Consider the following 17894-nt stretch of genomic DNA (forward strand, 5'->3'; position numbering starts at 1 on the left):
CAAGGAGTTCGAGCGGCCTTATCGCGTTTTTGGTAACGCCTCGCCTGGGCGGAAAATCCAGGCATGTTCCAAACAGAATTCCACAGTATGACGCTGCTTCATAACGCTGTCATACTTACGGGTACATTTCGTCCCTCAAATCGGTGCCGCTTCGGATTAAAGCCGTTTGCCGCACCGTATGAACCGACAAGAGGAAGCTTATGACCGAGATTACGGCTGCACTGGTGAAAGAACTGCGCGAAAAGTCTGGCGCAGGCATGATGGACTGCAAGAAGGCGCTGACCGAGACGAACGGGGATATCGAAGCCGCGATCGACTGGCTGCGCGCCAAGGGCATCTCCAAGGCCGACAAGAAGTCCGGCCGCACCGCCGCTGAAGGCTTGGTCGCCATTGCCGGCGCCGGCCACAAGGCCGTCGTGGTCGAGCTCAACTCTGAAACCGACTTCGTTGCCCGTAACGATGCCTTCCAGGATCTTGCTCGTGGCATCGCCGAAGTTGCGCTGTCCACCAACGGTACTGTCGAAGCCGTTTCGGCTGCGACCTATCCCGCGTCCGGCAAGCCGGTCGCCGACACCATCAAGGACGCGATCGCAACCATCGGCGAAAACATGGCGCTTCGTCGTGCGGTCAAGTTGGAAGTTGAGCACGGCGTCGTGGCGACCTACATTCACAACGCTGCTGGCGACGGTATCGGCAAGCTGGGCGTTCTGGTTGCCCTGAAGTCGGTCGGTGACAAGGCCGTTCTGACGTCGATCGGCCGCCAGGTTGCCATGCACATTGCTGCTACGAACCCGCTCGCCATCCGTCCGGAAGAAGTTGACGCTGCCGTCGCCGAACGCGAACGTAACGTCTTCATCGAGCAGTCCCGCGCCTCCGGCAAGCCGGACAACATCATCGAAAAGATGGTCGAAGGCCGCATGCGCAAGTTCTTCGAAGAAGTCGCTCTTCTGTCGCAGGCTTTCGTCATTAATCCGGACCTGACCGTCGCCGCTGCCCTCAAGGAAGCTGAAAAGACCGCCGGCGCGCCGATCGAAATCACCGGCATGGCTCGTCTGCTTCTCGGCGAAGGCGTCGAGAAGGAAGAGACCGACTTCGCTGCCGAAGTCGCCGCTGCCGCCAAGGGCTGATCAACGAATTCATTTCGTCTGTTGACGAAACGAAACCATATCCCAGATAGGTGAAACCATATCAGGGGAAACCCGTGGGCATCGCGTGACAACGCGGTGCCCTTCGTGTATCCGGCATTCACAATTATTACCCCGCGATCACTTCAAGGAGCGACAATGTCCCAGCCGATCTACAAGCGCGTATTGCTCAAGGCCTCCGGCGAAGCTCTGATGGGCAGCCAGGGGTTCGGTATCGACGTTACCGTCGCTGACCGCATTGCATCCGATATTGCCGCAGCGCGCGAAATGGGTGTCGAGGTCGGCGTCGTCGTCGGCGGCGGCAATATCTTCCGTGGCGTTGCCGTGGCCTCCAAGGGCGGAGACCGCGTGACCGGCGACCACATGGGCATGCTCGGCACCGTCATCAACGCTCTGGCGCTGGCCACCTCGCTGCGCAAGCTGGACATCGATACGGTGGTGCTCTCAGCCATTTCCATGCCGGAGATCTGCGAGAGTTTCTCGCAGCGTGCGACGCTCTATCATCTGTCGCTCGGCCGCGTGGTGATCTTTGCTGGCGGCACCGGCAATCCCTTCTTCACCACCGATTCCGCCGCAGCGCTGCGTGCCGCCGAAATGGGTGCGGAAGCGATCTTCAAGGGAACGCAGGTCGATGGCATCTATTCCGCCGATCCGAAGAAGTTCCCGGACGCCGAGCGTTTCGAACATTTGACCCACAGCCAAGTGCTGGAAAAGGGCCTCGCCGTCATGGATGTGGCCGCCGTGGCGCTTGCACGGGAAAATTCAATTCCGATCATCGTCTTTTCCATTCATGAAAAGGGCGGTTTCGCAGAAATCTTGACCGGCGGCGGTCGTAAGACCATCGTATCCGACAATTGACGTTCCTGTGGCACCGGGCCTTCCCGGCGCCGCCTATTACACGGGAGTATAAAAACATGAGTGAAGGCACCGACCTCAAGGAACTGAAGCGCCGCATGGACGGCGCCATCGCGGCATTCAAGAGCGATATCGCCTCGCTGCGCACCGGGCGCGCGTCCGCCAACATTCTCGATCCGGTCACAGTTGAAGCCTATGGTTCGCGCATGCCGCTGAACCAAGTCGCCAACATCACCGTGCCCGAGCCGCGCATGCTGACCGTCTCCGTTTGGGACAAGTCGATGGTCGGCGCCGTCGAGCGCTCGATCCGCGAATCCAATCTCGGCCTCAACCCGATCGTCGATGGCCAAAATCTGCGTATTCCGTTGCCGGAACTCAACGAGGAGCGCCGTCGCTCGCTGGTCAAGGTCGCCCATGAATATGCCGAGAAGGCGAAGGTGGCGATTCGCCATGTCCGCCGTGATGGCATGGACGGTCTCAAAAAGGCCGAAAAGGACGGTGTAATCGGTCAGGACGAAAGCCGTGCCCAGTCCGAGCGTGTACAGAAGATGACGGACGATACGATTTCCGACATCGACCGCTTGCTAGCCGACAAAGAAAAGGAAATCATGCAGGTCTGATTGCACGCTAGAGCATCCCGCTTTCAATGGGGAAATATTGAAAGCGGCGAGGGTGCGCTAGATTTGAAGCCCTAGAGCATTTTCCTGCCGAACGAAACCGGATCCATATGACAGTTCCCACGTTCTCTGCCATACCTGATCACGTGGCCATTATTATGGATGGCAACGGGCGTTGGGCCAACGCGCGCAGTCTGCCGCGCACCATGGGCCACCGCAAGGGCGTGGAGGCTGTGCGCGAAACCGTACGGGCGGCGGGCGATGTCGGTATAAAATATCTGACGCTCTTTGCCTTTTCCTCGGAGAATTGGCGTCGTCCGGAAACCGAGGTGAGCGATCTCCTCGGTCTGCTCAAGGCGTTCATTCGCCGGGATCTTGCAGAACTGCATCGCCAGAATGTCCGCATCCGCGTGATTGGCGACCGCTACAATCTGCGCAGCGATATCCTGCCGTTGTTGATCGAAGCGGAAGAGACCACCAAGGACAACACGGCGCTGACGCTGGTAATCGCCTTCAATTACGGCTCCCGCGATGAGATCACCCGTGCTTTCGTCAGCCTCGCCAAGGATGTCGAGACCGGGCGCCTGCGCCCGCAGGACATCCGTCCCGAATTGATCGATGCACGGCTGGATACCGCCGGAATTCCCGATCCCGATCTCATCATCCGCACCAGCGGCGAAGAACGGCTGTCGAATTTCCTGCTCTGGCAGGCCGCCTATTCGGAATTCATGTTCATGCCGGAATATTGGCCGGACTTCAGCCGCGACCTGTTCTTCTCCGCGCTGGAAAAATACGCCGCGCGTGATCGACGCTTTGGCGGTCTTTCCGCCAAACAGGCGGCGGCCGTGGGGTCCTGATGAGCCGCGAACTCAGGCTGCGCATCATTTCCGGCATCGTTCTTGCCGTAGTCGTTCTGGCTGCCACCTGGTATGGCGGTCTGAGCTTTCGTATCCTGGCGGCGGCGATCGGCCTGCTCGTCTATTACGAATGGTCGACGATAACGGACCTGCATGGCCGTGATCCGCAGGGCAATGCGCTTGGCTGGCTGGGCCTGGTGCTCATAGCCGGCGCGACGCTGATGGCGGAATCCGTCTATTCCCTCGAGGTTTTGGTCATCTTTGTTGCGGTCACGGCGATCATGGTCACCGTGCGCCATAAAAGCTGGTGGTTGCCCGGTGGAATATTCTATGCCGGACTGACGGCGATCGCCCTTGCCGAGATTCGGGATGACGATCTGCGCGGCTTCGTGCTGATGCTGTTCATTTTCGCCACCGTTTGGGCGACGGATATTTTTGCCTATTTCGTCGGCCGCGCCATCGGTGGAGCGAAGCTTGCGCCACGCATCTCGCCTGGGAAGACCTGGTCGGGCGCCATCGGCGGCGCCATCGCCGCGGTGGTGGCCGGAACAGCGGTCGTCTGGAGCTTTTTCTCGGCAGATGGTTTATGGATTCCTGCGCTTACGCTGGTTCTGTCAATCTGCAGTCAAATTGGCGATTTATTCGAGTCTTTCCTCAAGCGCCGCTTCGGCGTCAAGGACTCCAGCCATCTGATTCCCGGCCATGGCGGCGTCATGGACAGGGTCGATGGACTAATTTTTGCTTGTTTTGCGGCGTTTTTGTTGGCTATCGTAATATCACTGACAATGAGCGGCGAGACTATGTCATTGGGCGGCGTTCTGCTCGGTGTCTGAAATCAACGCGAACAGGATCGTTGCATGGGTAGCGTGGCAGGCATCATCGGCTTCTTGACGAACAACGTCATCACGTTTGTTTTCGTTCTGTCATTGCTCGTCTTCGTGCACGAAATGGGTCATTATCTGGTCGGGCGCTGGTCCGGCATCCGCATTATGGCCTTTTCGATCGGCTTCGGTCCGGAAGTTGCCGGCTTCACTGACCGCCATGGCACGCGCTGGAAGCTATCGATCATTCCGCTCGGCGGCTATGTCCGCTTCTTCGGCGACGAGGATGCCTCCAGCAAGACCGATGTCGATCAGCTCTCGGCCATGACGGAAGAGGAGCGCGCCCGGTCCTTCGCCGGCGCCAAGCTCTGGAAGCGGGCCGCAACCGTTGCCGCGGGTCCGATCGCCAACTTCATTCTCGCCATCGCAATCTTCGCCGTCCTCTTCGGCGTCTATGGCCGTACCGTCGCCGATCCGGTCGTGGCCGTGGTCATGCGCGGCGGTGCCGCCGCTGAAGCGGGGATCGAACGCGGCGACCGTCTCGTCGCGATCGACGGCACCAAGGTGACGACGTTCGACGAGGTGCAGCGTTATGTCGGCCTGCGGCCCGGTCGCAATATCGTTCTGACCGTCGAACGGGACGGCCAGAAGCGCGACTTCCGCATCGTGCCGAAACTCGTGGAAGACACCGATCAGTTCGGCAACAAGATGGAAATGGGGCGCATCGGCATCGCGCTCGTCGATCCGCTGGTAACGGCGATCGAGCCGGGCGGACCGGCAGCGAAGGCGGGCGTGCAGGCGGGCGATCGCCTGATCGCCGTCGACGGCAATAATGTCGCGACCTATTATGATATCGCCCGCTATGTCACCGATCGCGCTGGAAAAAACCTCGTTTTGACGGTCGAACGCAACGGCCAGACGCGCGATTTTCCGATGGTGCCGGAAACATTGACCGCGACAGACGCTTCCGGAAAGAAGAAGGACGTCGGCAGCATCGGCATTTCGCCGATTGACCCGCTCGTCGCTTCAATCGCACCGGATAGCCCAGCGCAAGAGGCTGGCATCGCGCTTGGCGACCGTATCCTCTCCGTGGATGGGCGTGTGATCGATTCCATCGGCGAAGTGCAGCGTTATGTGGCGTCCCGTCAGGACAAGCCCGTGACGTTGTCCGTCAAGCGTAGCGGCGGGACACTTGACGTCCAGGTCACTCCGAAGAAGACCGAAGAGCCGGATGCCTTCGGCAACGAGATGGAGATCAACAGCATCGGGATTACCGACGGCCAGAAGCCCTTCAAGCTCCGTTATGAGGCATATGGCCCGTTTCAGGCGCTGGGCGAAGGCGTCAGGCAGACCGGCAGCATCGTGTCCGGCACCTTCGAATATCTCGGCAATGTCATCGGCGGTTACATGAAGGCGGATCAGCTCGGCGGCCCCATTCGGGTGGCTCAGCTTTCCGGCCAAATGGCAACCCTGGGCTTTTCGGCGGTGCTCCAATTCGCCGCCATACTTTCTGTTTCCATTGGGTTATTAAATTTGATGCCGGTGCCGGTACTTGATGGCGGGCACTTGATGTTCTATGCGATTGAAGCCGTGAGGGGAAAACCATTGGGTGCTCGGGCACAAGACATCGCTTTCCGAATTGGTTTTGCGATGGTGCTGTCACTCATGGTGTTTGCGACATGGAATGACATCAGCTCCAGGATAGGCTGATGGGGCATTTAGAGAGGAAATTACGATTTATTTACGATGTTTCAAAGCTGTAGTGGCGAATGAGCCACGGTTTGAAATGAAGTAAACAGAAATTAACTTGCTCCCTTGCTTGTATGTCAAAAGCGGGTAAAACGACACACGTGGCCGGAATCGGGTTCGCTCGGGGCTGGGGACGACTGATAAAAAGGTAAGAAGTGAAAATGAAGGCTGGTTCAAGATTATTGAACGCAGTGTCGGCGGTAGCGCTGTCTGCAGGTGTTGTTGCGTCGGGCGCTGGTGTTATCACCCTTGCTTCTGCCTCAGTCGCAGAAGCCGCTGTCATACAGCGGGTCGATGTCAGGGGAGCTGGACGCGTTGGTGCAGAGGCTGTTCGCGACAATATCACGATCAAGCCCGGCAAGAGCTTTTCGCCAGCCGACATCGACAATTCGGTAAAGCAACTTTATGCCACCGGATACTTCTCCGATGTAAACATGACTGTCTCTGGCAGCACGCTGGTCATTGCCGTCAAGGAAAACCAGTTGATCAATGCCGTGGTTTTCAACGGCAACCATAAGATCAAGGACGATAAGCTCCAGGGCATCGTTCAGACCCATGCCGCCGGTCCTTACAGCGAAACCCAGGTCCAGGCCGACATCAAGACCATCAAGGACGCTTACGCCGCAATCGGCCGTAATGAAGTCCAGGTGACGACGCAGACCGTTCCGGTCGCTGAGGGCCGCATCAACGTGGCCTTCGTCATCAACGAAGGTGACCGCACCAAGATCGACAAGATCAATTTCTCGGGCAACCAGGCTTACAGCAGCGGCCGTCTTGCTTCGGTGATCAGCACCAAGAAGTCGAACTTCCTGTCGTTCCTGACCCGCAAGGACGTCTATAGCGCCGAGCGCCAACAGGCGGACCAGGATGCGCTGCGTCAGTTCTACTACAATCACGGTTATGCCGACTTCCGCATCGTCAGTGCCGATGCGACGCTGAACGAGCAGAACAACGAATACACGCTGAACTTCAACGTCGATGAAGGTCCGCGCTACACCTATGGCGACATCAACGTGGTGTCGACGGTCGAGGGCATCAATGCGGACGACCTGAAGAGCCTGGTCATCACCCACAAGGGCGATGTCTACAGCGCCAAGGATATCCAGACCTCGATCGAGAACATTTCCAAGCGCGTTGCTGCGGCCGGCTATCCGTTCGCCCGCATCACGCCGCGCGGCAATCGTGACCTCACCGGCCACACGATCGGTATTGAATATCTGGTCGATCAGGGCGAACGCGCCTATGTCGAGCGCATCGAAATCCGCGGCAACACCCGCACGCGCGATTACGTCATTCGCCGTGAGTTCGATCTCAATGAAGGCGATGCCTTCAACCAGGAAATGATCACCCGCGCCAAGCGTCGTCTCGACGCCCTCGGCTACTTCACCAAGGTTGACATTAGCACGGCCCAGGGCAGCGCTCCGGATCGCGTCGTCGTGATCGTCAACGTCGAAGACCAGCCGACCGGTTCGTTTGGTATCGGTGCTGGTTACGCCGTCGGCAACAACGGCGGTCTGCTGCTCGAAGCTTCGGTCGAAGAAAAGAACTTCCTCGGCCGTGGCCAGTACATCCGTATCGCCGCAGGTGCCGGCACGGAAGGCAACCGTACCTATAACATCTCGTTCACCGAGCCCTATTTCCTCGGCTATCGTCTGGCTGCCGGCTTTGACATCTTCAGGAACCAGACCTCGAGCGACGATTTCTACGATTATTCGGAAGAAGGCTTCTCGCTGCGCGTCACCGCGCCGATCACCGAGAACCTGGCGACGACCCTGCGCTACAACTACAAGCGTCTTCAGTATGATGGCACCGACGATTGGGAGAACAATCTGTCGGCTCCGTATCTGAATCTCGTGAACAACAGCCCGTGGGTGCAGTCGACGATTTCGCAGACCTTTACCTACAACACGCTCGACGATCAGAATCTGCCGCGCGAAGGTATCATCGCCAAGTTCACGCATGAATATGCGGGTCTGGGCGGCGACTCCGACTTCTACAAGCTGAGCGGCAAGGCGCGTTACTACAAGATGATCAGCGACGAAGCCGACATCATCGGCTCGCTGACGGTTGGCGCCGGTTATGTCATGCCGACAGGCGATCACCTGAACGTCTTCGATCAGTTCACGCTCGGTGGCCGTGAAATCCGCGGCTTCGAGAATGCCGGTATCGGTCCGCGTTCGTCGCATGGCGATGCGCTGGGCGGCACGACCTACTTCACGGCTTCCGCTGAAGCAAGCATGCCTATGCCGGGCGTTCCGCAGGATATCGGTCTGCGCGTCGCAGCCTTTGCCGATGCAGGTACGCTCTACGGCAACAAGGCTGACCTCTTCGGTGACGTATTGCACAACGACAGCTCGATCCGTGCTTCGTTGGGTGCGGGCCTGATCTGGTCGTCGCCCTTCGGCGTCATCCGAGTTGACTATGCCGTGCCGGTTCTCAAGGAAGACTACGACAAGACTGAGAATTTCCGGTTTGGCATCGCCAACCAGTTCTGATATCGGCAGCCCAGAACTGCGGGCTTAACACCGTTCTGGAGCTGGTGCTTATGGAACATATCGATTTTTTCCCGTCCCATGATGGCGTCAGCCTCCGTGCGCTGGCTGAGTATCTTGGGGCGGAACTTGCTGACGAGGCCTTTGCCGGCATCGTCATCAAGTCCATCGCTCCCGTCTATCGGGCGGGCGAAGGCGACGTTTGCTACATTCTCTCCCGGAAGAATCGTGCGGAACTGGAGACCTGTCGGGCTTCGGCGATCATTTGCTTGCCGGCGCTGAGGTCTTTCGTTCCCGCGCATATCCCGGTTCTCCTTTCCAGAAAGCCGCACACGGATTTCGCGCTGGCGGGCGCTCTGCTGCATCCGCAAGCCATGCGTCCGGTTGCGCTGACCTCTGCGCCAACGCTGATTTCGCCGGCAGCTTTCATCGATCCGACCGCCAAGCTTGAGGCTGACGTCGGCGTTGAGCCGTGCGCGGTTATCGGACCGGGTGCTGAGATCGGGGAGGGTACGCGCATCGGAGCCGGCGCGATGATCGGGCCGGGTGTCAAGATCGGGCGCAATTGCACGATCGGCGGCGGCGCCAGCGTGCTTTGCTCCTACCTCGGCAATGGCGTCATCATTCACAATGGCGCGCGTATCGGCCAGGATGGTTTTGGATATGCGCCGAGCCCGCGTGGTATGGTGAAGATCGTGCAGATCGGCCGTGTCATCATTCAGGACAATGTCGAGATCGGCGCCAATACCACGATCGATCGCGGCACCATGGATGACACTGTCATCGGCGAGGGCACCAAGATCGACAATCAGGTGCAGATCGGACATAACGTCCGCATCGGCCGCCACTGCGCGATCGTCAGCCAGGTCGGCATTGCCGGCAGCACGGTGATCGGCGACGGTGTGCAGATCGGTGGTCAGGCGGGCTTGAACGGCCATATTCATATCGGCGACGGTGTTCAGATCGGTGCCAAAAGCGGCGTGATGAACAGCATTCCGGCGGGCGAGCGCTATGCGGGCCTTCCGGCACGGCCATTGTGGGATTTTCTAAGAGAGTCGGCGGAGATCGCAAAACGGTCAGGAGCCAGAGAAAAGAAGGACGGGAGTGCGGAGCATGACTGAAGAAGCCAAGACGTCGCTGTCGTCGGCAGACGTCATCGAGATCATGAAGCTTTTGCCGCATCGCTATCCCTTCCTGATGGTCGACAAGATCATCGAGATCGATAGCGATAATTCCGCGATCGGCATCAAGAACGTCACCGCAAACGAACCGCAGTTTACCGGCCACTTCCCGGGATCGCCAATCATGCCGGGCGTTCTGCTCATCGAAGGTATGGCGCAGACGGCCGGCGCGATCTGCGCCCGCAAGGACGGAATCGGCGGCAATCTCGTCTACTTCATGACGATCGACAATGCCCGCTTCCGCAAGCCGGTCGTACCTGGCGATCGTGTTGAATTCCACGTTGTCAAGCTGAAGCAGCGCGGTACGATCTGGAAGTTCCATTGCGACGCCAAGGTCGATGGCTCGCTGGTTGCCGAGGCCGATATCGGCGCGATGATCGTACGGAAGGACCAAGAGCAGGCATGAGCAGTATTGCAAAAAGCGCGCGCATTCATAAGCTCGCGGTCGTTGAGGATGGAGCGGTCATCGGCGAGAATGTCGTCGTCGGCCCGTTCTGCCATGTCGGCCCCAAGGTCGTGTTGCATGATGCTGTTCAGCTCTTGACGCATGTGGTTGTGACCGGCCGGACGACGATCGGCAAGGGCACGAAGATATTCCCGATGGCGGTCGTCGGTGGCGATCCGCAGAGCGTGCATCACGGCGGCGAAGAGACGACGCTGGACGTCGGCGAGAATTGCACGATTCGCGAAGGCGTGACGATCAATACCGGTACCGCCGACTACGGCGGCAAGACCATCATCGGCAACAACAACCTGTTCCTTGCCAATTCCCACGTCGCCCATGATTGCCGCGTCGGCAACAACGTCATCATGTCGAACAATGTCATGCTGGCCGGGCATGTCACCGTCGAAGACCGCGCCATCCTCGGCGGCGGCTGCGCGGTGCATCAATTCACCCGCATCGGCCGTCAAGCCTTCATCGGCGGTCTTTCGGCCGCCAGCTATGACGTCATTCCATATGGCATGCTGAACGGAAATCCAGGCGTACTCTCGGGTCTCAATATTGTCGGCATGACGCGCGCCGGAATTGAGCGTTCGGTCATCCATACGGTTCGCCGCGCCTATAAGAGCATTTTCGAAGGCGAGGGCTCGATCCGCGACAATGCGGCGGCGATCCGCGAAGAATATGCCGATTGTAAGGAAGTGATCGAGATCCTCGATTTCATCGCCGCCGAAAGCGATCGCGCATTGTCGTCGCCCAATCGCGGTAAGGGCTGAGGTGGCCGCGAGCGGTCAAAACCATGCGGGCAGGCTGGCGATCATCGCAGGCAGCGGCTTTTTGCCGGCCTATGTTGCCGATGCCGCCCGGCAGGCAGGCGAAAATCCCGTTATCATTGCGCTGACGGATGAGGCGGATCGCGACTGGTCCGCTTTCGATCATGCCAATCTCGGCGTCGGCAATTTTGCCGGCCTGGAGGCCATGTTTCGCCGCTATGGAGTCGACCGGGTCGTCATGTCCGGCGCTGTCGCGCGTCGTCCGCCCTGGCGCGATGTGCGTCCGACTTGGCGCGTGATCAAGGAATTGCCGTCGACCATCCGCACCCTTCTTTCCGGTGGCGACAATGCTGTGCTGCAGATGGTTATCCGTTTGATCGAGGCCGGCGGTGTCCGCGTCGTCGGCGCGCATGAGATCGCGCCGGATCTGCTGGCGACCACCGGGCCGCTCGGCCGTTTCTCGCCATCGGAAGAGGATCTGCGCGATATCGCGCAGGGAGCGAAGGCAGCCATTGCCCTTGGATTGCTGGATGTCGGGCAGGGTGCCGTCAGCGTCGGCGGCCGCGTCGTGGCGCTGGAGGGCGCCGAGGGCACAGACAAGATGATCGAGCGCGTCGCCGGTTTGCGGGCCGAAGGGCGCATATCGGCGCGTCGCCGGGGCGTATTGGTGAAGCTCTGCAAGCCGCAGCAGGACGTGCGCGCCGACCTTCCGTCGATCGGGGTTTCGACCGTGTTCAACGCAAAGAAGGCCGGCCTTGCCGGCGTCGCCGTCGAGGCGGGCAGGGCGCTGGTGCTGGAGCGCGAAGCGGTCATTGCGGCTGCCGACGAAGCCGGGCTGTTCGTCTGCGGCATCGATCGCGGCCTTAGCGCGGAGGGCTTTATGTGAGCGGTGTGCCGTTAAAGCTTGCTGTCGTAGCCGGCGAGGTCTCCGGCGATCTGCTCGGCGGCGATCTCGTCGCGGCATTGAAGCAACGTTATGATGGCGCCGTCGAACTGATCGGCGTTGGTGGCGATGCCCTGGAAGCGCAGGGTCTGCGTTCGCTTTTCGATTATTCCGAACTGTCGATTATGGGTTTTGCGCAGGTCATCAAGCGACTGCCGAAACTGCTTGCCCGCATCCGCCAGACGACGGACGCCATTATCGCAGCCAAGCCGGACGTGCTCCTGATCATCGATAGCCCGGATTTCACCCATCGCGTTGCCAAGAAGGTGCGCGCGGCGCTGCCGGACTTGCCGGTCGTCGACTATGTCTGCCCGAGCGTGTGGGCGTGGAAAGAATATCGCGCGCAGAAAATGCTCGCCTATGTCGATCATGTCCTCGCCATCCTGCCGTTCGAGCCGGCAGCGATGCAGCGCTTGGCGGGGCCGGCCACGACCTATGTCGGCCATCGGCTGACGGTGGATTCGAGCCTGGTCGAAACCCGCCGCCGGCGTGCGCTTCGCCCTCTCGGCGCGCCTGACGGAGAGAAGACGATCCTGTTGCTTCCCGGTTCGCGTTCCTCGGAAATCCGTCAGCTTCTGCCGGTTTTCGAGCAGGCGGTGACGGAGATTAGCCGGCGAAACGATCGCGTTCGTTACGTGTTGCCGACCGTTCCGCGACAGGAGGCATTGGTGCGCTCCCTCCTTGAAAACTGGCGCCTCAAGCCGGATGTCTTCGTCGGCCAGGATGCCAAATGGAACGCTTTCGCGGAAGCGGATGCGGCGATGGCGGCTTCCGGCACCGTGGTGCTGGAATTGGGCCTTGCGGGCGTTCCCGTCGTCTCGGCCTACAAGACGGAGTGGCTTGCCCGATTCGTACTCTCGCGCATCAAGACCTGGACGGCAGCTCTGCCGAATTTGATTGCCGACTATGCCGTCGTGCCCGAACTGATCAACGATGTGCTGCGCCCTGGTCTGCTGGCGCGCTATATGGAGCGGCTATCGAGCGATACGCCCGAGCGTGCAGCCATGCTTCAGGGTTACGATCTGGTCTGGCAGCGGATGCAGACCGAGGAGCCGCCCGGCGAAAAGGCGGCGGCGATCGTTCTCGATGTCCTGTCCAAGAAAAAACCCGGCCATTTCTGACCGGGTTTTTTGTTGTCTCGCTTCTTCGGCTTAACGCTTGGAAACCGGAACGTATTCGCGCTGCGGTTCGCCGGTATAGAGCTGGCGCGGGCGGCCGATACGCTGTTCCGGATCTTCGATCATCTCGTTCCACTGGGCGATCCAGCCGACGGTGCGGGCAAGCGCAAACAGCACCGTGAACATGGTCGTGGGGAAGCCGAGAGCCTTCAGCGTGATGCCGGAGTAGAAGTCGACATTCGGGTAAAGCTTCTTCTCGATGAAATAGTCATCGGTCAGCGCGATACGCTCCAGTTCGATCGCGATGTCGAGCAGCGGATCGTCCTTAATGCCGAGTTCGCCGAGAACCTCGTGCGCCGTCTTCTGCATGATCTTGGCGCGCGGATCGTAGTTCTTGTAGACGCGATGACCGAAGCCCATCAGCCGGAACGGATCGTTCTTGTCCTTGGCGCGGGCGATATATTCCGGAATGCGGTCAACCGTGCCGATTTCCGTCAGCATGTTGAGCGCAGCTTCGTTGGCGCCGCCGTGAGCGGGACCCCAGAGGCAGGCGATGCCGGCGGCGACGCAAGCGAAGGGATTGGCGCCGGAAGAGCCCGCGAGGCGAACCGTCGATGTCGACGCATTCTGCTCGTGATCGGCGTGCAGGATGAAGATGCGGTCCATGGCGCGGGCAAGCACCGGGTTGACCACATATTCCTCGCAGGGCACGGCAAAGCACATGCGCAGGAAGTTCGACGCATAATCGAGGTCGTTCTTCGGGTAAACGAAGGGCTGGCCGATATGGTACTTGTAAGCCATGGCGGCAAGCGTCGGCATCTTGGCGATCATGCGCAGGCTTGCGACCATGCGCTGGTGCGGATCGGTGATGTCGGTGGAGTCGTGATAGAAGGCCGACAGAGCGCCGACGCAGCCGCACATGACGGCCATCGGATGCGCATCGCGACGGAAGCCGGTGAAGAAGCGAGACATCTGTTCATGCACCATGGTGTGGTGCACGACCCGGTAATCGAAGTCCTTCTTCTGGGCTGCGGTCGGCAATTCGCCGTAGAGCAGCAGGTAACAGACTTCGAGGAAGTCGCCGTGTTCGGCAAGCTGTTCGATCGGATAACCGCGATGCAGCAGAACGCCTTCGTCGCCATCAATAAAGGTGATGCTGGATTCGCACGACGCAGTCGAAGTGAAGCCAGGATCGTAGGTGAAAGTGGAGGTGTTCTTATAAAGGGCACCAATATCAATGACACTTGGGCCGATGGTTCCGGACTTAACCGGCAAATCCACCGTCTTTTCACCCCAAGTTAGTTTCGCGCTTTGTTCCGTCATGCTGATCCTCCAAGATTTGGCGGGATTGGCGCCTTAAAAAGCGCCAAAGGGTTAAGCGACTAACGATTAGCTATATGATCCAGAGCCTAATGCCAAGTTATCCTTACGCCTATTTGTGCATTGCAGTATCAACTTTTGGGCACTGCGGTAGAAGGGACCGTTTTGCGCAAGCGTGAATTAGCGTCTTTTGTCGGCGATGATGCCGATTTCAGTTGAAATCACTGGCCGGTGACGGCAAAACTCCCGCTATAGCTGTAGTTTTGCGTGGGCGCTGGAATATATGCCTAATTTAGAGGCACCGGATCCGCAGGTGGATAGTCGGGAATTGGCTGCGGTTGCCGTGCGCGAGCAGAGCGTGGGCGCGGTTATTTCTCGTGCCAAAGCGTCGCGGCCAGAGCGGACACAGGACCACGCCGCGCTTATTGCCCGCCTTCGCCTCGCGGCAGGCAGCATCCGACTCAGCATTTACCATTTAGCCGAAGAAGAGGCGGCGCACGGTCGCGCGATGCTATTTGCGCCGGTCTACATCGGCGCCGGCGCGATCGTCTGGTTCTCGGTCGGAGCCGATCCGCCGCCGCAAGCTGTTTTTACGGCCCTCCTTATCTTCGCTGTCGCATTTTTCCGCCAGCAGCAGGCGGGGCGAGTGCTACGGCACATATTGTTTGCCGGCATGCTGGTGTGCTCCGGCATGGCTCTGGCGCAATGCGAAACCTGGCGCGCATCGACGGTGATGCTCGACTCTGCGGTGACGACCACCATCACCGGGCGGATCGAACGGCGTGAAGCCGACGACAAGGGCCGTTGGCGCTATGTCGTCGCCCTGGAGGCAACGGAAAAACCGACCATTCGCCGGCCGCCGGCGCAGATCACCATTTTCGTGCGCAAACAGCTCCAGCCCTTCGAACTCGGCGACCGCATTCAGGGTAGAGCGCGGTTGACGCCGCCGGCCGGACCTGCCTTGCCCGGCCTCAACGATTTCGCCTTCAGCGCCTATTTCGATGGCACCGGCGCGAATGGTTTTGCCTATGGAACGCAGACATTATTGTCGCCGACTAGTGATGTAGTTCAGGGGTCGGTCCTCGACAAGGCGGATATCTGGCTTGCCGGTTTGCGCAGCCATATCGGCGATAGAATCAGGACGCTTTTGCCCGGAGACACCGGCGCCTTTGCGGCTTCGCTTGTCACCGATGAGAGACGAGCGATCTCAGACGATACGACGGAAGCGCTGCGGACCTCGGGTCTTGCGCATATCATCGCCATCTCCGGCCTGAACATGGCGCTCTCCGCGGGCATCTTTTATGTCGGTTTACGCTACGCCCTCAGTCTGTTTTTCGGCGTGGCACAGGCTTGGCCAACAAAGAAGATTGCGGCCTTCGGCGCGCTAGTTACAGTGACGGCTTATTATCTCATTTCCGGCTTCGGGGTATCCGCGGAGCGTGCCTTCATCATGATGGCTATCATACTGATCGCCGTGCTCTTCGACCGACCATCCATTAGCCTGCGCAACGTGGCGCTATCGGCGATAGTCATTCTCATACTGTCGCCTTCGCAGGCGCTCGGACCAAGTTTTCAGATGTCTTACGCCGCGACCCTGGCGTTGGTGTCCGGCTATTCGCTCTGGGCGAGGAGGCCGCATCGGGAGAGCGTTCTCTCCCGGTTCCGGGTCATGCGTCCGCTGCTCTTCGTTTCCCGTTTCTTCGGAAGCATATTGTCGACCTCTTTTATAGGCGGCGCATCGACGGCAATCTTCTCGATAGAGCATTTTCACCGATTGGCGACATATGGTCTCATCGCCAATCTGGCGGCTATGCCGGTCGTCTCCTTTGTCGTCATGCCGTTTGGCATGGCGGCGACGCTACTGATGCCATTTGGCGTTGATGCCCCTTTCTGGCAGATAACCGGCTGGGGACTTGATGTCGTCATCGTCATTGCCAAAACGGTTGCCGCCTGGGGCGGCAATATTCCCTTCGGTCGGCTGCCGGTCTGGCTGTTCCCGACGGTCATAGCCGGCTTCTTGTTGATGACCTTGCTGAGAACATGGCTGCGACATGCAGGTGCGCTCTTGATCATCGGTTCGGTTGCAGTCGTGGCACTCAGTCCCGGTGTCCTCAAGCCTGATCTCATGATCTCCGAGGACGGCACGCTGGTCGCCTTGTTGCGCAACGGTGCGCTGACGACAAACCGCGAAAAACCGCCGGATTTCATCTTCGAGCAGTGGCAAAGAGCATTGGCGATCACCGAGCAGCAACCGCCAACGATGCTTCCGCCGGATAGTCAGCTCCCCAAAATCAGCAAATCAGACAAGCATCGTCGCCTGAATTCCGAAGAACAGAGCACCGTTCGAAAGGCGATGGATGCGGCATTAGACGCGGCCGGGCCGGGCGGTTTCGCCTGCCAAAAAGGTGCATGGTGCGTGGCAATGCTGGATAATGGCGACATGCTTGTCACCATTGAAGATGCCGCCTATCTCGCTCCGGCCTGCGACACGGCCAATATCGTCATCACCTCCGTACGGCTGCGTCTTGATCGCTGCCGCTCTGGCGCCACGCTCTTCACAGGTGCAACATTGCGCCGCACAGGGTCCATCGAAATGAGCCTTAGCACCGATAAACCGATAATGACGGCAGCGTTTGAAAACCTTTCGCGGCCATGGAGCCTGCATCGCTCCTACGACTGGCGAACAGACACTTTTGGCGCGCCGCTCAAGCCGGCGTCACCGGTCAGTGATAGCGGCGAATGAGACCGACGAGCTTGCCTTGTACCTTCACTCGATCCGGCCCAAAGATGCGGGTTTCGTAAGCAGGGTTTGCCGCTTCAAGCGCGATCGAGGCTCCCTTGCGGCGGAAGCGCTTCAATGTCGCCTCTTCATCATCGACGAGAGCGACGACGATGTCGCCGGGATTGGCGGTCGTGGCGTTGCGGATGATGACGGTATCGCCGTCAAAGATGCCGGCATCGATCATGGAGTCGCCCTTGACCTCCAGCGCATAATGCTCGCCGGAGCCGAGCATGTCGGCGGGAACGGTGATGTCGTGAGTATTGTTCTGGATGGCCGAGATCGGAACGCCGGCGGCAATGCGGCCCATGACGGGTACCGAAACCGAACTGTTGTTGTCCTCACTCACCGGCTTGGTGGGTGCGGGCGGCGGCACAAGTTGCGGCTTGCCAAGGCTACCCTCGATGACGCTTGGCGAAAAGCCGCGGCGAGGCTGCAGGCTCGGGCTATAGGCCTCCGGTAGCTTGATGACCTCCAGCGCCCGGGCCCGGTTCGGCAGGCGACGGATGAAGCCGCGTTCTTCCAAAGCCGTGATGAGACGGTGAATACCGGATTTGGACGCAAGGTCCAGCGCATCTTTCATCTCGTCGAAAGATGGCGGAACACCGGACTCCTTCATTCGTTCGTGAATGAAGAGAAGCAGTTCCTGCTGCTTGCGCGTCAACATCGTTTTGAACCTCGGGACTGAGAAGGTGTCGTGAAACAAATCCAGAACGGACACTATATGTTCCATATGTGTTCCGCAAGCCCTTAAATTTCGGTGAACATTTTGTAGGTGCATCAAATAAATGGGAACATAACA

The 17894-nt window shown here is 59.3% G+C and carries 15 protein-coding genes; 13 read left to right on the forward strand and 2 right to left on the reverse strand.

What is annotated here, in order from left to right; all coding sequences use genetic code 11:
* Positions 1-200: 200 nt before the first annotated feature.
* The 12 genes from tsf (at position 201) to lpxB (ending at position 12996) form a co-directional block, all read left to right on the forward strand.
* Entirely contained in the window at positions 201-1127 is a 927-nt protein-coding gene (tsf, locus tag QA648_RS06245; protein ID WP_104822979.1) for a translation elongation factor Ts, read from the forward strand.
* Between the two features lie 156 nt (positions 1128-1283).
* Positions 1284-2003 (forward strand): UMP kinase, encoded by a 720-nt coding sequence (gene pyrH, locus QA648_RS06250; protein ID WP_104822980.1) that lies wholly within the window; start codon positions 1284-1286, stop codon positions 2001-2003.
* Between the two features lie 56 nt (positions 2004-2059).
* A complete protein-coding gene (frr, locus tag QA648_RS06255) occupies positions 2060-2620 on the forward strand; it encodes a ribosome recycling factor (protein ID WP_028755025.1) in 561 nt (186 codons plus the stop codon).
* 107 nt (positions 2621-2727) lie between these two features.
* Positions 2728-3474: an isoprenyl transferase gene (locus QA648_RS06260; protein ID WP_104822981.1), complete on the forward strand. Its 747-nt coding sequence runs from the start codon at positions 2728-2730 to the stop codon at positions 3472-3474.
* Entirely contained in the window at positions 3474-4307 is an 834-nt protein-coding gene (locus tag QA648_RS06265) for a phosphatidate cytidylyltransferase (RefSeq protein ID WP_283050269.1), read from the forward strand. The genes QA648_RS06260 and QA648_RS06265 overlap by 1 nt, the downstream gene beginning before the upstream one ends.
* 24 nt (positions 4308-4331) lie before the next feature.
* Positions 4332-6005 carry an RIP metalloprotease RseP gene (gene rseP, locus QA648_RS06270; RefSeq protein WP_283050271.1) on the forward strand — a complete coding sequence of 558 codons (1674 nt, stop codon included), beginning with the start codon at positions 4332-4334 and terminating at the stop codon, positions 6003-6005.
* Between the two features lie 200 nt (positions 6006-6205).
* Positions 6206-8539, forward strand: coding sequence for an outer membrane protein assembly factor BamA (bamA, locus tag QA648_RS06275; protein WP_104822984.1), 2334 nt, complete (start codon positions 6206-6208; stop codon positions 8537-8539).
* Positions 8540-8589: 50 nt separating this feature from the next.
* Positions 8590-9657, forward strand: a complete 1068-nt coding sequence (lpxD, locus tag QA648_RS06280; protein ID WP_283050273.1) for a UDP-3-O-(3-hydroxymyristoyl)glucosamine N-acyltransferase — start codon at positions 8590-8592, stop codon at positions 9655-9657.
* The gene (gene fabZ, locus QA648_RS06285) at positions 9650-10123 is read left to right on the forward strand and encodes a 3-hydroxyacyl-ACP dehydratase FabZ (RefSeq protein WP_028755031.1); all 474 of its coding nucleotides are present in this window, start codon (positions 9650-9652) and stop codon (positions 10121-10123) included. Before lpxD ends, fabZ begins: the two co-directional genes overlap by 8 nt.
* A complete protein-coding gene (gene lpxA / locus QA648_RS06290; RefSeq protein WP_104822986.1) occupies positions 10120-10935 on the forward strand; it encodes an acyl-ACP--UDP-N-acetylglucosamine O-acyltransferase in 816 nt (271 codons plus the stop codon). The genes fabZ and lpxA overlap by 4 nt, the downstream gene beginning before the upstream one ends.
* Position 10936: 1 nt before the next feature.
* Positions 10937-11818, forward strand: coding sequence for an LpxI family protein (locus QA648_RS06295; RefSeq protein ID WP_283050276.1), 882 nt, complete (start codon positions 10937-10939; stop codon positions 11816-11818).
* Positions 11815-12996, forward strand: a complete 1182-nt coding sequence (gene lpxB, locus QA648_RS06300; protein ID WP_283050278.1) for a lipid-A-disaccharide synthase — start codon at positions 11815-11817, stop codon at positions 12994-12996. Before QA648_RS06295 ends, lpxB begins: the two co-directional genes overlap by 4 nt.
* Before the next feature lie 30 nt (positions 12997-13026).
* On the opposite strand, the gene gltA is transcribed toward lpxB, so the two are convergent.
* A complete protein-coding gene (gene gltA / locus QA648_RS06305) occupies positions 13027-14316 on the reverse strand; it encodes a citrate synthase (protein WP_104822989.1) in 1290 nt (429 codons plus the stop codon).
* Between the two features lie 280 nt (positions 14317-14596).
* On the opposite strand from gltA, the gene QA648_RS06310 reads away from it, so the two are divergent.
* Positions 14597-17056, forward strand: coding sequence for a ComEC/Rec2 family competence protein (locus QA648_RS06310; RefSeq protein WP_283050280.1), 2460 nt, complete (start codon positions 14597-14599; stop codon positions 17054-17056).
* On the opposite strand, the gene lexA is transcribed toward QA648_RS06310, so the two are convergent.
* Entirely contained in the window at positions 17037-17759 is a 723-nt protein-coding gene (gene lexA, locus QA648_RS06315; protein ID WP_104825086.1) for a transcriptional repressor LexA, read from the reverse strand. The genes QA648_RS06310 and lexA overlap by 20 nt on opposite strands.
* Positions 17760-17894 lie beyond the last annotated feature (135 nt).

The organism is Rhizobium sp. CB3171 (assembly GCF_029714265.1).
Classification (GTDB): Bacteria; Pseudomonadota; Alphaproteobacteria; order Rhizobiales; family Rhizobiaceae; genus Rhizobium.